General features: G+C 42.7%; 13 protein-coding genes. 7 read left to right on the top strand and 6 right to left on the bottom strand.

The genetic code is table 11. The annotated features are described in order from the left end of the window. Window positions 1-21: 21 nt before the first annotated feature. On the bottom strand, window positions 22-1,593 hold the full coding sequence (locus F9Y84_RS08670; protein ID WP_128729845.1) for a cation:proton antiporter family protein: 1,572 nt from the start codon (window positions 1,591-1,593) through the stop codon (window positions 22-24). Window positions 1,594-1,724: 131 nt separating this feature from the next. Between F9Y84_RS08670 and F9Y84_RS08665 the strand changes: the two genes are divergently transcribed. Together F9Y84_RS08665 and F9Y84_RS08660 are read left to right on the top strand one after the other, a co-directional pair. Then, window positions 1,725-2,468: a sporulation protein gene (locus tag F9Y84_RS08665; protein WP_125252858.1), complete on the top strand. Its 744-nt coding sequence runs from the start codon at window positions 1,725-1,727 to the stop codon at window positions 2,466-2,468. 225 nt (window positions 2,469-2,693) lie between these two features. Then, entirely contained in the window at window positions 2,694-3,149 is a 456-nt protein-coding gene (locus F9Y84_RS08660) for a GNAT family N-acetyltransferase (protein ID WP_147390663.1), read from the top strand. A 228-nt stretch (window positions 3,150-3,377) separates the two neighbouring features. Here the strand turns inward: F9Y84_RS08660 and F9Y84_RS08655 are convergent, their stop codons facing one another. The 4 genes from F9Y84_RS08655 to F9Y84_RS08640 form a co-directional block, all read right to left on the bottom strand. Next, on the bottom strand, window positions 3,378-4,724 hold the full coding sequence (locus F9Y84_RS08655; protein WP_147390814.1) for a sodium-dependent transporter: 1,347 nt from the start codon (window positions 4,722-4,724) through the stop codon (window positions 3,378-3,380). A gap of 222 nt (window positions 4,725-4,946) precedes the next feature. Further along, the gene (locus tag F9Y84_RS08650) at window positions 4,947-6,233 is read right to left on the bottom strand and encodes a sensor histidine kinase (protein ID WP_147390815.1); all 1,287 of its coding nucleotides are present in this window, start codon (window positions 6,231-6,233) and stop codon (window positions 4,947-4,949) included. 21 nt (window positions 6,234-6,254) lie between these two features. Then, a complete protein-coding gene (locus F9Y84_RS08645) occupies window positions 6,255-6,962 on the bottom strand; it encodes a response regulator (RefSeq protein ID WP_147390816.1) in 708 nt (235 codons plus the stop codon). Between the two features lie 335 nt (window positions 6,963-7,297). Next, entirely contained in the window at window positions 7,298-8,101 is an 804-nt protein-coding gene (locus F9Y84_RS08640) for a hypothetical protein (protein WP_128731230.1), read from the bottom strand. Between the two features lie 98 nt (window positions 8,102-8,199). Between F9Y84_RS08640 and F9Y84_RS08635 the strand changes: the two genes are divergently transcribed. Continuing rightward, window positions 8,200-9,447: a serine hydrolase domain-containing protein gene (locus F9Y84_RS08635; RefSeq protein WP_125252864.1), complete on the top strand. Its 1,248-nt coding sequence runs from the start codon at window positions 8,200-8,202 to the stop codon at window positions 9,445-9,447. On the opposite strand, the gene yhbY is transcribed toward F9Y84_RS08635, so the two are convergent. Further along, complete coding sequence (yhbY, locus tag F9Y84_RS08630; RefSeq protein ID WP_099640497.1) at window positions 9,444-9,740, bottom strand: ribosome assembly RNA-binding protein YhbY; 297 nt, start codon at window positions 9,738-9,740, stop codon at window positions 9,444-9,446. The two genes, F9Y84_RS08635 and yhbY, sit on opposite strands and share 4 nt — an antisense overlap. A gap of 86 nt (window positions 9,741-9,826) precedes the next feature. Here yhbY and rlmE point away from each other — a divergent pair, with 86 nt between their 5' ends. The 4 genes from rlmE to glmM all read left to right on the top strand — a co-directional run bounded on the left by rlmE (window position 9,827) and on the right by glmM (window position 14,999). Further along, a complete protein-coding gene (gene rlmE / locus F9Y84_RS08625; RefSeq protein ID WP_099028807.1) occupies window positions 9,827-10,456 on the top strand; it encodes a 23S rRNA (uridine(2552)-2'-O)-methyltransferase RlmE in 630 nt (209 codons plus the stop codon). 67 nt (window positions 10,457-10,523) lie between these two features. Beyond that, the gene (gene ftsH / locus F9Y84_RS08620) at window positions 10,524-12,482 is read left to right on the top strand and encodes an ATP-dependent zinc metalloprotease FtsH (protein WP_125252865.1); all 1,959 of its coding nucleotides are present in this window, start codon (window positions 10,524-10,526) and stop codon (window positions 12,480-12,482) included. Between the two features lie 334 nt (window positions 12,483-12,816). Continuing rightward, window positions 12,817-13,662, top strand: a complete 846-nt coding sequence (gene folP, locus F9Y84_RS08615) for a dihydropteroate synthase (RefSeq protein ID WP_147390817.1) — start codon at window positions 12,817-12,819, stop codon at window positions 13,660-13,662. After that, a complete protein-coding gene (glmM, locus tag F9Y84_RS08610; protein WP_147390818.1) occupies window positions 13,659-14,999 on the top strand; it encodes a phosphoglucosamine mutase in 1,341 nt (446 codons plus the stop codon). Before folP ends, glmM begins: the two co-directional genes overlap by 4 nt. Window positions 15,000-15,020: the final 21 nt, after the last annotated feature.

Below are 15,020 nucleotides of genomic sequence, written 5' to 3'. Positions count from 1 at the left end.
ACTGAGAACTGATTACCGAATTTAAGTGAACAATTTTTCTTTCACATGCTCTGCAAAACCACTACCAGCTTCTAGGTAGAAGTTATAGGTAGAATTTACTCCCATTTCCTCTAACTCTCTTTGCTGATCTGGATAATTAGCAATAGCGGTAACTTGTCCATCGTATCCTGATGCTTTCAGCTGCTCTAAGGCGTAAATGTTCTGCATATGTTTAGGCATCGCCAGCATGACCATTTCTACTTCAGAGTGATTTACCCGCTGCCAAAAATCAGGATCTGTGGCATCGGCAGTTAATACTCTACGACCTCGAGATACGTGCTTGTCTACTACTTCAGGTTTTATATCTACGCCTGCGACGGTATTGGGAAAGCTTGCTTGAATGGTTTCATAGGCACCAGTACCAATTCTGCCCATGCCAAAGATAACAATCTTAGTATCGGTAAGATTAACAGGAAGCTCTTCTTCTAAGCGATCCTGGCTTTCAAATTTTAATAGCCAAGGCTCCAGCTTGACATATATCTCATTTGAGCGTTTGTTCAAAGGGGATGCAACGACAAAGGTGATAGATACGGCGATAGCAACAACGGCTAACCAATCAGCAGCAACAGCGCCAGATGCTGAAGCTACAGCGCAAACAATAAGGCCAAACTCACTATAATTGGTTAAGGTAAAAGCGCTTAACAAGGAGGTACGAGCACGTAGCTTAAACATATTGGTGAATAGGTAATATAGAGACACTTTTATTGGCAATACCAGCACAAGTAACATAGCGATAAGTAACGCATCTAATGTGATAGTGGCATTCAAGCCAATATTTAAGAAAAACCCGACGAGTAAAATGTCCTTCACATTGAGCAGCGCCTTAGAAAGTTCACCCGCCTTTTTATGAGGTGCGAAAATCATGCCCATTATTAGTGCGCCTAAGTCACCTTTTAGACCTGCAAACTCAAAGGCATGATAACCTGCCACTAAGGCAAAAAAGAAGCCAAATAGAGGGAGTAACTCACCGTGTTTCGAGCGACTCAATATCCAAAACATCACGGGGCGAACCAAAGGTAGTGTGATCAATAATGCTAACGCCCAGATATTTGGTGCCTTCCCGGTGCTAACCGCAAGAAAAATAACAGCAAAAATATCTTGCATAACCAAAATACCAATCGATATTTTACCATGTAGGCTTGCCATTTCTCCTCGTTCCTCGAGGACCTTTACCGCAAACACCGTGCTAGAGAAGCTAAAGGCGAAACCCACAAGCAATGCACTTTGCCAGTCAAGTTCAGTAAACAGTGGTAAGCTCATCGCACCTAACATCAGTAAAAGGCTTGCAAAGAATGCGCTGCTCGTGATGATGTGCATGCTAGCTGGTGCCCAAACTTGTGGTTTGATTAGGTTTCCAACACGTAATTTCAAACCGATACTAAATAATAACAGTGTGACGCCAAGATCAGCGAGTTGGGTGAGTAGATCTGTGGTTTTGTGACCGAGCAAGTTTAAGACAAAGCCAGCCATTAAAAAACCAATGAGAGGGGGAAGTTTCAACTGGTAAACTGAAAACCCACATGCAAACGCGACAGCAAAATAGAGCAGTTCCATAACTTAATATTTTAATCCAAGATAACAGCAGTGTATCAAAACATCCTGATATATAAATTATAAATTTTCGCTGACAAGTGTGAAAAAATATGGTTATGATGCTGGTAAGGACATACCGGACAGGAGACGTAATGTTTAAGAAGATCCTAGCATCTGTCGGTATCGGTGCGGCAAAAGTTGATACTGTGTTGGAAACAGAGCATTTGCACCCGGGACAGAAGTTTCAAGCGCAAATTGTAGTAAAGGGTGGTGATGTTAGCCAAGAGGTAACTGGCCTTGAGCTTGCGCTATTAACGAGAGTAAAAGTTGAAGGTGAAGACGGTGAGTACTTTACCAACCATGTTATTGACCGATGGCGAGTAGGCGGGAGCTTTACAATAGAGCCTGGGGAGCAAAAGGTGATCCCGTTTGAGGCAAGGCTTCATTCAGAAACCCCAATCACAGAGATTAATGCTGGATTTAATCGCTGCCATGTTTGGGTCGAAACTGGATTGGACATTGATTTAGCTCTTGACCCTACAGATAAAGATGCACTGCATATTTATCCTAACGAAGCTGTTAAAGCATGTATGACAGCGATGGAACGTTTGGGCTTTAACTTGGTTAAGGCTGATGTGGAAAAAGGCTACTTGCGAGCATCAGAGTTTCAGTCTGTCTCTGGTTGCTATCAAGAACTGGAATATAGGCCACAATCACGTTCTCTGTTTGGTTTACAAGAAGTTGAACTTTCTTTTGTGCCAGAGGCACATAAAACCCATGTTTTGATTGAGCTTGACAGAGCGTTTAGGGGAGATGGGTACGTCGATCTAACGATTGAGCACGATCATGTCAATATTTCTCAGCTTTGCGATCAGCTCGAACGTTTGTTTTCATAAGGGGCAACTCGGCAAACCAAGAGGGTATTAACCCATATTGACACAAGTATATTTTTGCGCCCAACGATGCTTGGGCGTTTTTATTTTAAACCATACCATTTGTCCTAGCTGGTCAGTCAATCTCATGGCTTTGAGCATGCAGCAACTAAAGCCGTGAAGCTAGAACCACTTCCTAGATTGACGTACATCAAGCTCAAATGGCTATAACAACTTATTGAGGCAGTGATGGATTGGCGGGTAGAAAGTTATGATACGCTCACGAAAGATGAGCTATTTGAGATTTTAAAATTAAGGGTGGATGTGTTTGTTGTCGAGCAGGCATGCCCTTACCCTGAGATTGATGATGTAGATAGAGCACCAGAAACACAGCATCTATTTTTGCAAAGTGACACGAAAATATTGGCTTACGCACGTTGTTATCGACAGTCAGATTCGGTGGCTTCAATTGGTCGTGTCATTGTTTCTGCAGAGATGCGTGGTAAGGGCGTCGCCCATACATTGATGGAAAAAGCCATCGCCAGCTGTGAGCAATCAATACCGCATCAACGCTTAGTTATCTCGGCGCAATGTTATCTTGATAAATTTTATTCGGGAATAGGTTTTGTGAAACAAGGATCAGAATACCTGGAAGATGGGATCCCACATCAGGATATGGTGTACACACAGGGTAAGCATAGCTAATACCAATTTGACTTAATACTTGCTCAATTTGAAGGAGTAAATCTGACGCTAACTGCGTTAAAAATTTTTTATTTAGAACAACTAAATAGCAAAATTTCGCCTAGGTATCGACACGATTTTCTCGCCTCAAATAGACCACTTAATTAAGAAAATTGGTATAACAACATAGATCATTATAGCGGGGGCAGAAGTTCTGCCCCTTTTTGAAAAGCTTGGTATAAATTGTGTTTACAATGAGTTTAAGAATACTGCAGCAATCGCAACTGGGCAGACAAAGCGAATATACCAAGGCCAAATTTTCCAAAACAGGCCATTTGCGACTTCGGGGCAGCCTGATTCAATTTCTTTGAGCAATTTTGCACGGTGCCAAATCCAGCCGACAAATACACAGCAAAGCATACCTAATAACGGTTGACCAAATTTGGTTGTCAGGCTAACCGTGAAGCCAAATAACGTTTCAATATTGACCAAAATAGTCAAGCTGACAGCGGTTACCAGCGCTCCAATAATCCAAGTTGCTTGAACTCTGCCTAAAGCAAAACGTTCAACAGCATAAGAAACCGGTGCTTCTAACATTGAGATTGAAGAAGTTAGCGCTGCAATGCTCATTAACGCAAAAAATGCAAAGCTTACCAACAGACCAATGCTACCCATACTATCGAACAACGCTGGAAGTACTTGGAAGACTAAGGTGTCTTCGTTGAGCAGAGCACCATCAGCTGCAAAAATCTCAACGCCTTGAGCCTGTGCAACGTACATCGCTGGAATAATCAATAGACCTGCGACAAATGCGATAAACACATCGATAAGTGTAACCATGGCACCGAGTGATACTAAGTTCTCTTTCTTACTAATATAGGAGCCATAGATAATCATTACACTCGTACCAAGTGATAGTGAGAAAAATGCTTGCCCCAGTGCATCGACTAATAACTGCGGATTGAGCACAGATGAAAAATCAGGCACTAAGTAAACCTTTAACCCTTCAACAGCCCCATTTTGTGTTAATACGTACGCTATCAATGAAAACAGAATGCCGATAAGTGCTGGCATGAGTCGTTTTGACCATTTTTCGATGCCATTCTCAACTCCCTTACTGATGATAAGCACTGTAAGCGCAATAAAGGCCGCCGTAAAGACAATATTGCGTGACATTGAAGCGTCTTCGAGCCATGGCTGTGCCTGCACTGCGCCGGTGATTTCTGCAATTGGCTCTAGCGTCGCACTAAACATCCAGCCAGCTACAATGGCATAAAAGCTCAGGATCAGACCCGCACAAATAATCCCACCAAAGCCCACCACAAAGGCAAGCTTACTCTGCCAGGCTGTATTGGTGAGCTTGCGCAGCGAAGAAACTGCGTTCGCTTGACCATGACGGCCAATAACTAACTCTGCCATTAACGCTGGATATGCGAGACAGAACGCCAAAACTAGATAAACGAGAACAAATGCTGCACCACCATTTGATGCGGTTTGTGTCGGGAACCCCCAAATGTTTCCCAAGCCAACCGCAGAACCTGCGGCAGCCATAATAAAACCAAAGCGAGAGCTGAACTCTCCTCGGATATTGCTCATAATTATTATACTTCTCTAAAAATTGCTAACGGCGATGACAATCTACTGTAATTAAAAAGAAATAAAAAGAGTAAATTACCTTGATTTGGCGCAAGGTTGAGGCGGATTTTTAGTCGTAACTCGTATGTTGCACCAAAAGCACGTTTAAGCACTTATAACTTAATGTTTTCACAATTAATTCTACAATGGGTATGTCACAGTGTAGCGACTTATTTACATTAATTATTTTTCTTTACAGGGGAGTGAAAGAACAAATTTTGCCCCTCCTAACCGCTCTGATTGACTCACTGTAGCTTTTCCATGGTGCCAATCCATGACCTTGGCTACGATAGCAAGGCCTAAACCATAGCTTTTTCCAGCTCTATTACGATGAGTTTGTTCCTGGAAAAACGGACTGAAAACTTTGTCCCAGTTTTGTCTTGCGATCCCAGGGCCATCATCTTCAACAGTAATCGTTAACCAATGCTCAGAACGATAGGCACTGAGTAATACTGTACTGGTAGCAAAGTCACAGGCGTTACTAATCAAGTTACTGATAGCGCGGGCGAGCCAATGGAGATCGCCTGTGATTGATAACGTGTCAGGCACCTCAACGCGACCTGATAGTTGGTTTTTTTGCAGTTTGGGCTGCATTTGCTCCATAAGGTCATTACCGTAGCGAGATAGGCTAGTACTTTCATGTTTTAGCAAATGTGACTTCTGCTCAAGCGTAGCAAAGGAAAGATAGCTAGACAGCATGTCTTCCATTTGGTCTAAATCTTTCTCCATCCTTTCCAAATAATCATGTATTGCGCTGATGTCGTCTTCATCTAGGGCCGCATCTAGCCCAAACCTCAAACATGCAACTGGTGTTCTTATGTCATGAGATAAACTTGAAGCCATGAGTTTATTTTCGGCCATTAACTTTTCTATTTGACTGGCCATGCGATTAAATGTGTTTTCTAAATCTCGTATGTAAGTGAAGTGATTTGGAGTAATACGTGCACTCAGGTTGCCGCTGGCAAAATGCTTTGCTGCGGTATTGAGCACAATTAAACGCTTAACTAACGGTGATAAGATGAACCACAAAATTGCACAAATGCCGCCATAGAAAAATAATGTCAGTAAAACGTCATAATCCGCTTGTTCGACTTCAGGACGCCACTCCAGCTCTATATAATCTGGTGCCATGTCGGGCGTTGTTTTGAGTAGATAGACATTTTCGTTTTCAATTACCAGCCCTTCAGGTAATAGCATTTGCTGCTTTAGCTCAGTGGGCATGGCGAGGGTGTCACCATCCTTGTAGGTAATATGAAGACCAAATTGTTCGGCAATAACTGTTGTAGCCGCAAGGCGAGCATCTGGTTTCTTTTCAGCGACTTGTATCGCTAAACCTGACATTAATTTACTTTGCCATTCAAAGCTATTTTCAATTGGGGCAGTTTGTTGATTATAGGTATCTATAACCCAGCCGAGGGCAAAAATAGAAACCAGCGCTCCGGCAAGCAGGTAAATATAAAGTTTTTTCACAATAACGGTATGCTTTAGACGTTACCAAGCTGAGGGGACAAGCAAGTAGCCTTTTCCCCACACGGTTTTGATTTTTTCAGGGTTTTGAGGGTCATCATTAAACTTTTTGCGCAATGCAGAAATCAATACATCAACACTTCTGTCAAGGCCATCATATTCACGCCCTTTTGTCGCTTTAAATACAGCGTCACGAGATACGACTTCCCCAGCATGGCTTGCTAAAAATTGTAGCAATAAATACTCTGCGCTCGAAACGATAATCTCTTGAGCGCCGACAGATACCTTGCGAGCTTGCGTATCTATCGTTAGTTGACCTACGACTAACTCATGCTTTGCTGCTTGATGGTCAAGGGGCTTTTCTTGTGCTGCTCTTACGTTAGCTTTTATCCGAGCAAGAAGAGCACGAGGGCGAACAGGCTTAATTACATAGTCGCTAGCACCGACTTCTAAACCGATGACTTCGTCCATTTCTTCATCTTTGGCGGTAAGCATAATTACGGGTTTATTATAAAATTGACGTAAATCTCGACAAACGCTAATGCCGTCTTTACCAGGTAACATCAGATCGAGCAGTACAAGATCGGGGTCTAAAGACTTAACGCGCTCAATGACTTCATCACCACGATAACAGCAATGAGTTTTATAGCCTTGATTATCGAGGTATTCCGCTACCCACTGTGCCAGTGAGATATCATCTTCAACCAGTAAAATAGTACCGTATTGCTCCATCTTTTGCTCCAAACTTTAGTATTTCCCTGTCGAGTATAATCACAGAAGCGCTTGTGTCTGTAAATAAGTGTAGGTTGGTAATCTAAAATTTATTCCATTTTTTAAATTCAACTTACCTACAGGACGTAGGTACCCTAGCGAAAGCTGGACACGGAAAAGTTAACTTGTGCTTTAGCAACAACAATGAGTTGGAACATTCCTTATCCAAACCTCAGCTCATATAGCAAGCTAGATAGACAGCAGAAAGGTGTAGGAAAGTGTCTAGGAAAAGCAAAAACTTTGGTCGCAACGCTACGGCAAATTGCTTTTCCTAAATATTGAGTTTAACACTGTACTTATTTGACGTTGAGCTTTTCAATCAAACTCTCTGCAAGATGTACCTGCATGTCAGCTGTTAGAGCTGAAACTTCAGTTTGCGTACACGCACCAGCTGTTTTTTCCAGCGAAGACAGCGTTTTAGTCACTTTGTAGCTTGGTATCTCAACAGGAGAACTTGAGCGCTGACGGCGAGCTTCTTCAGTGTTTTGAGCAGCAATAAATGACAATATTTCACGCTCATTGGCAATTTTTTCTTCTTCAGTGAAGGTAAATTGTAAGGGGATCCCTTGAAATCCAGCACTATCGACTGATGACTTAGCAAACCAGACAACATCAGAAGATGCTTGGTGTGATAAGCGCATACTTACTGAAGCGACAATATTGCTACATTGAAATGCCGGAGAATTTTGTGCCAGCTCCGCAATGTGTGGGTGCGGATTTCTAGGCCTATCTAGTGCATATGTTTTATTCGCCGCGAACTCTAAATCTAGCTGGTGAATAGTGAGCGTGTAGTCTGCCTGTTTTGTGGCGACAACCTGTAACCCTTTTTGCTCTAATAAACTAACAATCTGTTTTCGTAAGGTATCTGTAAGGCTGACTTTAGCCGCGTTGATAGCAATGGTGTTACCTTGAATGAGTGGGTGTGCAGGCAGTTGTACAGACTTAATTCGTGCCGAATTCAGTTCAGTACTATAGCTGATTTGGTAAACTGACTTTTTCAGTAATGGCTTCTGTGGCACCGCTAGTTTCGGCGCTAATGGCGCTGTGGTGACACATCCAATAAGTAGACTTGTACATAGAGCTGCTAGCACTAAACGCATTAAAATACCTCAAATAAACAGTTATTTTCTTATATTTAGTGAGTTCCGCCAATTCATCATGTTAGTATGGCGAGCGAGTGTTAATGAAATGAGTCATTATGAAGTCGCTAATTCTCACATTAGTTTGTATTTTTTGCTGTAGTTATTCAAAAATAACGGTCGCGAAAACTCCAAACCAGCAATGGTCACAATTTTTAAAGAGCTATTCTAAGCAAGTCGAGCGTAAACTGAAAGAAAAATCGGTACCTGGTGCTGCTTTGTCTGTTGTGCATATTGAGCATGGTAGTTACGTAAAGGGGTTTGGCCAGACAAAAAGCCGAAAAGGCAGTCGTGTTGATGAACATACTCGCTTTCGGCTAGCCTCGGTTTCCAAAACATTTGCAGGAAGCTTAGCTGCGAAGCTGGCGAGCGAAGGTCATTTTAATATCGATGACAAAGTAAGCTTATATCTTCCGCAGTTTATCGATGGTGACTATAGCCAACTTAAACTTTACCACCTTCTGAGTCACTCCAGTGGCTTGGTACCAAACGCGTACGATAATTTAATTGAATCGCGAATGGAGTACCCACAGATTGTAGAACGCTTATTACAGGTTGAAGCTCTGTGTCAGCCCGGCCAGTGTTACGGGTATCAGAATGTCATGTTTAGTTTGATCGGTGATGTTATCGAGAAAACAACGGGGATCAGCTATCAAACATGGATGCAGGAGTTCATATTTGCTCCGCTTAATATGCGAGATGCAGGCCTTGGAGTCGAGCAAATGACGAAGGATAATAATTTTGCGTGGCCGCATGTCAGGGGAAGAAAACGTTGGCACACTGCTAAATTGAAGCAACACTATTATAAAGTATTACCAGCGGCCGGTGTGAATGCTAGTGCGACAGATATGGCACAGTGGTTGAAAGCGCAATTGGGCTTATATCCGAGCGTATTATCGCCTGAGGCATTAAGTAAACAATCAATGCCTTATACTTTAACTAAGCGTGAGTTACGTCGACGGGTATGGCGTGAACATGTTGAGGCCGCATACTATGGCCTGGGTTGGAGAATCTATCAATATGATGGTAAACGCCTTTACTACCACAGTGGTTGGGTGCAAGGGTATAGAACAGACGTGGTAATTATTCCCGAGCTAGGCATTGGCTTTAGCTTGTTGCTAAATGCTGAAAGCGGTGTAATAAATCAACTCACCAATGACTTTTTGATAGATGTACTCACGGGAGATGCTATTTTAATGCCGGTGTTGAGTGAGCGAGAGATTAAAAGAGTTAAGGCGGAAGAAGCTGAGCTACTTGAAGGTATCACGCCACCTTTGACGCAAGGCAGCGTGACAAAAGAAAATTAATTACGTGGCAATTGAATTTTCTTGTCTTCGCTTTGACGATACAACACGATGATGTGGCCAATCGTCTGTACCTTGTGCGCGTTTGTTTCACGAACAATTGCTTCAAAGATCAGTTGCTTAGTTTCACGATCGTTTGTTGGTACTTTCACTTTGATCAGCTCGTGAATGTTTAGGTTTTGCTCAATTTCGGCCATTACGCCTTCGGTGAGGCCATTAGCGCCTAGAAGCACAACTGGATTTAAGTTATGAGCGAGCCCTTTTAGGAACTGCTTTTGTTTATTTGATAAGGTCATATTGATACAATCTTATTTATTAAAAGGCTTGAATTATCGATATTCTAACGCCATCTAGACAATATTACTAATGAGTTATAGTTAATATGGCAAATAAAAAACACTCCGCCAGTTCTAAACGTTGGTTAAAAGAACACGTAGAAGACCCTTATGTACATGAAGCCCAAAAACGTGGCTATCGATCACGAGCGGTTTTTAAGCTGGAAGAAATCCAGCAAAAGGATAAATTGATCCGTAAAGGTATGACGGTAGTTGATTTAGGGGCCGCGCCGGGTAGCTGGTCCCAATATTTAGCTGAACAAGTAGATATTGATGGGCAAGTAATAGCGTGTGATATTTTACCTATGGACTCGTTAGCGGGCGTTGACTTCCTTCAGGGAGACTTCAGAGAAGAAGCGGTATTAAATGCACTGCTTGATAGAATTAACGGCAAAAATGTGGATGTGGTGTTTTCAGATATGGCGCCAAATATGAGCGGTAATATGTCTACTGATCAATCTGGCAGTATGTATTTGGTCGAGCTAGCATTAGATATGTGCCATCAAGTGCTAAAACCAAACGGGGCATTTGCGGTTAAAGTTTTCCAAGGCGAAGGCTTTGATCAATTTGTGCAAGAAGTACGTAATTGTTTTAAGGTTGTAAAGATCCGTAAACCAAAAGCGTCTCGTCCTCGATCACGAGAAGTATATGTAGTGGCGACAGGTTACAAACTGTAGTACAGTTGGAAAGCATCAAGTTGAATTTGAATTTTTTTGGATACAAGAGGTTAACTCCTTGAGCGATATGGCTAAAAATCTAATACTCTGGTTAGTAATTGCGGTTGTACTAATGACCGTGTTCCAGAGCTTTAACGGTGGCGAACAATATGATCGCCAAACGAGTTACACACAATTCGTGAAGGACGTGCGCAGTGGTTCTGTTCGTGAGGTCAGTATTGACCGTCAAACAGGCGTAATTAGTGGCGTTCGTTCTAGCGGAGATCGTTTCCAAACAGTGATCCCATTGACTGATTTAGACTTGGTCAACGATTTGCTTAAGAACGATGTAAATATTAAAGGAGTAGCGCCAGAAGAACAGTCTTTCTTGGCAAATATCTTTATATCCTGGTTCCCAATGCTTCTGCTCATTGGTGTATGGATCTTTTTCATGCGCCAAATGCAAGGCGGGGGCGGCAAAGGCGCAATGTCGTTTGGCAAGAGCAAAGCTCGCCTAATGAGTGAAGATCAAGTCAAAACAACATTTGCGGACGTTGCAGGCTGTGACGAAGCGAAAGAAGACGTGACTGAACTGGTGGACTTTTTACGAGATCCATCAAAGTTCCAAAAGCTAGGTGGCAGCATCCCGAAAGGGGTATTGATGGTAGGTCCTCCTGGTACGGGTAAAACTTTACTTGCTAAAGCGGTAGCAGGTGAAGCAAAAGTACCTTTCTTTACCATCTCTGGTTCTGATTTCGTTGAAATGTTTGTGGGCGTTGGTGCTTCTCGGGTTCGTGATATGTTCGAACAAGCGAAAAAAGCAGCACCTTGTATCATCTTCATTGACGAAATCGATGCCGTAGGTCGTAAACGTGGTGCAGGTATGGGTGGTGGTCATGATGAACGTGAGCAAACACTAAACCAGATGCTAGTAGAGATGGATGGTTTTGAAGGCAATGAAGGTATTATCGTTATTGCTGCTACTAACCGTCCAGATGTATTAGACCCTGCATTATTGCGTCCTGGTCGTTTTGACCGCCAAGTTGTTGTGGGTCTTCCTGATATCCGTGGTCGTGAACAAATCTTAAATGTTCACATGCGCAAAGTTCCATTAGATGATAACGTTGAAGCATCGGTAATTGCACGTGGTACACCAGGCTTCTCTGGTGCTGACTTAGCTAACCTTGTAAACGAAGCCGCCTTATTTGCAGCTCGTGGCAATAAGCGTAAGGTAAGCATGGCTGAGTTCGACGCTGCAAAAGACAAAATCATGATGGGCGCTGAGCGTAAGTCCATGGTAATGAGTGAGCAAGAAAAAGAAATGACGGCGTATCATGAAGCTGGTCATGCTATTGTTGGTCGCCTAGTACCTGAACATGATCCGGTTTATAAAGTATCCATTATTCCTCGTGGTCGCGCCTTAGGTGTAACCATGTATTTGCCGGAGCAAGATCGCGTAAGTCACTCAAAGCAACATCTAGAGTCTATGCTTTCAAGCTTATATGGTGGTCGTATTGCTGAAGCGTTGATTTACGGTGACGACAAAGTCACGACAGGTGCAAGTAACGACATTGAACGTGCCACTGATATTGCCAAAAAAATGGTTACGCAGTGGGGGTTAAGTCCTAAGCTTGGACCACAAATGTATTTAGAAGAGCAGGGCGAGATGTACATGGGTGGTGGTTCTCACCGTATGTCTGGTATGTCAGATGAAACTGCTAAGCTTATTGATGCGGAAATTAAAGATTTCATCGATCGTAACTATCAACGTGCTGAGCAAATCCTAAAAGACAATATGGATATTCTTCACACAATGAAAGATGCGTTAATGAAATATGAAACGATTGATGCATTGCAGATTGATGACTTAATGGAGCGCCGTGATGTTCGTCCACCAAGGGATGCGCATGACGTCAAGCCAGAAAAAAAGGTAGAGTCTGAATCTGCCAAAGTGACAGAGTTAAAACCGGAGTCAAAAGCTGAAAAGCCAGCAGATGACCAGCCTAGTGATAGCACATCAAACTCAGAGCTTGATGACAAATCGTAAGGTCAGGTAGAATATGACAGCCCCGAGCAATCGGGGCTTTTTTGTATCAATAGATTCAGGGTGTTATTATTGGATTATGCGTGTATGAATAAGTACACACTTATACCAGTTAGTCTTAATGTTTGCTCAATTTGAAGGAGTATATCTGACGCTAACGGCGTTAAAAGTATCTCATTTAGTACGACTAAATAACAAAACTTTTGCCTAGTTATCGATCAGATTTTCTTGCCCTAAAATAAAGTGTCATTTAGCGCTTGGTATGAAACGAGACCTGAGTTCTAAAGCTACGCCCCTTTCGAGATCATCCAAAACATAGTAATAATGTAGGTATAGAATGTACGAGTTACGCTTGCCAAGAGCCCGCAGCCTTTCCTTAAATAAGCCTCAAGTAATGGGGATTTTGAATGCTACTCCTGACTCATTTTCAGATGGCGGAAAATTTATTCACCTAGATAGTGCGGTTGAGCAGGTAAATATGATGCTCGCTGACAGAGCTACCATTATTGATATTGGCGGTGAGTCTACTCGTCCAGGGGCGCCAGATGTAGAGTTGAAGGAAGAGCTTGAGCGCGTGATCCCGATCATCAAAGCTGTTAGGGCACAATCTGACTGTGTTATCTCAGTTGATACCAGTAAAGCTGAAGTAATGAAGCAAGCTATTGAAGCTGGTGCTGATATCATCAATGATGTTCGAGCTTTACAGGAGCCAGGTGCATTAGAGATAGCAGCTCAGTACGCAGAGGTACCTATTTGCCTGATGCACATGCAGGGTGAACCTCGCTCAATGCAAAATAATCCAAAATATAATGATCTATTTTCAGACATTAATCAGTTTTTCGAAGCTAGGATCCGTGCGTGCAAGCAAGCCGGAATTGATACCAGTAGGCTGATCTTAGATCCAGGTTTTGGCTTCGGTAAATCTCTGGAGCATAACTTTCAGATTTTAGGTGGACTGAAACAATTTAATTCGTTCAATTTACCTATTCTGACGGGACTCTCTAGAAAGTCCATGTTTGGACAACTACTTACTCGAGAAACTCATGAGCGCGTCGCTGCGAGTCTTGCCGGTGCGCTAATATGTGCACAGCAGGGCGCACATATCATTCGTGTTCATGACGTAAAAGAAACAAGCGACGTACTTAACGTATGGTTAGCGTCGGTCAATGGAGTTACTCAATGACAACAAGAAAGTACTTCGGTACAGATGGTGTAAGAGGTATGGTGGGCGAGTTCCCAATTACACCAGAATTTGCAATGAAGCTAGGCTGGGCAGCCGGAAAGGTTCTGTCTGAAAGAGGAACCAAAAAAGTTATCATTGGTAAAGACACCAGAATATCAGGGTACCTGTTAGAAACAGCACTAGAGGCGGGGTTGATAGCCGCTGGGATCAATGTAATCTTGTTAGGGCCTATGCCTACTCCTGCTGTTGCATATTTAACACAAACCTTCAGAGCTGAGGCTGGTATCGTCATCAGTGCTTCTCACAACCCTTACCATGACAATGGCATAAAATTCTTTGGTGGTGACGGTAAAAAACTGCCAGATGAAGTGGAACTTGCAATAGAAGCGAAGCTCGATGAGCCAATGACGTGCGTAACATCAGAAAAGCTGGGCAAAGCCAAGCGCTTAGACAGTGCAGATGGTCGTTATATTGAATTCTGTAAAGGCCAATTTCCAAAAGAGCTTTCTCTTGAAGGGTTGAAAGTGGTGTTAGATTGTGCGAATGGCGCAACTTACCATATTGCACCGAGTGTAATGCGTGAATTAGGTGCTGAGGTGATCACCACAGCTTGTGAACCTAATGGTTTGAATATCAATGAAAAATGTGGCGCAACGCATGTTGAAACATTAAAAAAAGCAGTACTGGAGCATCAAGCTGATGTTGGTATTGCATATGATGGTGATGGTGACCGAGTGATGATGGTGGACCATGATGGCCATGTATTTGATGGTGATGATATTGTGTACATTATTGCCTGCCAAGCCCATAGTGATGGTACACTCGGTGGTGGTGTTGTTGGTACCGTTATGTCTAATATGGGTTTAGAGAATGCGCTTAAAGCTAGAGGTATTGCATTTGAGCGCAGTAAAGTGGGTGATCGCTATGTAATGGAGTTGCTCGCTGAAAAGGGCTGGAAAATTGGTGGTGAAAGTTCAGGGCATGTGCTTAATCTTGACCTAATTAGTACTGGTGATGGAATAGTATCGAGCTTACAAGTACTCGCCGCAATGGTTGCACAAAACAAAACCTTGAAGGACTTAGGTGAAGGGTTCAGTAAATACCCGATGAAAATGATTAACGTACGTTACAGTACCAAAGATGACCCAACAGCACACCAATCAATAAAAGAAGCGGTGTCTGAAGTCGAAGCACTACTTGCTGGAAAGGGAAGAGTGTTACTACGGAAGTCGGGTACCGAACCAGTCGTAAGAGTCATGGTTGAAGCACAACAACAGAAGCAAGTCATCGATTTTGCACAAAAAATCGCTGAAGTTGTTGAATCTGTGAGCAATTAAATTAAAAATTGAATTTATTTC

This window comes from Pseudoalteromonas peptidolytica (assembly GCF_012641745.1).
In the GTDB taxonomy this organism is placed as follows: Bacteria; Pseudomonadota; Gammaproteobacteria; order Enterobacterales; family Alteromonadaceae; genus Pseudoalteromonas; species Pseudoalteromonas peptidolytica.
This window is presented reverse-complemented; position numbering and strand designations above follow the sequence as displayed.

What these genes read in the sequence shown, in the direction of transcription:
- F9Y84_RS08640 (WP_128731230.1), bottom strand. Translation starts at nt 8,101, where the DNA reads ATGCGTTTAGTGCTAGCAGCTCTATGTACAAGTCTACTTATTGGATGT.
- glmM (WP_147390818.1), top strand. Translation starts at nt 13,659, where the DNA reads ATGACAACAAGAAAGTACTTCGGTACAGATGGTGTAAGAGGTATGGTG.
- F9Y84_RS08665 (WP_125252858.1), top strand. Translation starts at nt 1,725, where the DNA reads ATGTTTAAGAAGATCCTAGCATCTGTCGGTATCGGTGCGGCAAAAGTT.
- F9Y84_RS08670 (WP_128729845.1), bottom strand. Translation starts at nt 1,593, where the DNA reads ATGGAACTGCTCTATTTTGCTGTCGCGTTTGCATGTGGGTTTTCAGTT.
- folP (WP_147390817.1), top strand. Translation starts at nt 12,817, where the DNA reads ATGTACGAGTTACGCTTGCCAAGAGCCCGCAGCCTTTCCTTAAATAAG.
- yhbY (WP_099640497.1), bottom strand. Translation starts at nt 9,740, where the DNA reads ATGACCTTATCAAATAAACAAAAGCAGTTCCTAAAAGGGCTCGCTCAT.
- F9Y84_RS08655 (WP_147390814.1), bottom strand. Translation starts at nt 4,724, where the DNA reads ATGAGCAATATCCGAGGAGAGTTCAGCTCTCGCTTTGGTTTTATTATG.
- F9Y84_RS08645 (WP_147390816.1), bottom strand. Translation starts at nt 6,962, where the DNA reads ATGGAGCAATACGGTACTATTTTACTGGTTGAAGATGATATCTCACTG.
- F9Y84_RS08660 (WP_147390663.1), top strand. Translation starts at nt 2,694, where the DNA reads ATGGATTGGCGGGTAGAAAGTTATGATACGCTCACGAAAGATGAGCTA.
- ftsH (WP_125252865.1), top strand. Translation starts at nt 10,524, where the DNA reads ATGGCTAAAAATCTAATACTCTGGTTAGTAATTGCGGTTGTACTAATG.
- rlmE (WP_099028807.1), top strand. Translation starts at nt 9,827, where the DNA reads ATGGCAAATAAAAAACACTCCGCCAGTTCTAAACGTTGGTTAAAAGAA.
- F9Y84_RS08635 (WP_125252864.1), top strand. Translation starts at nt 8,200, where the DNA reads ATGAAGTCGCTAATTCTCACATTAGTTTGTATTTTTTGCTGTAGTTAT.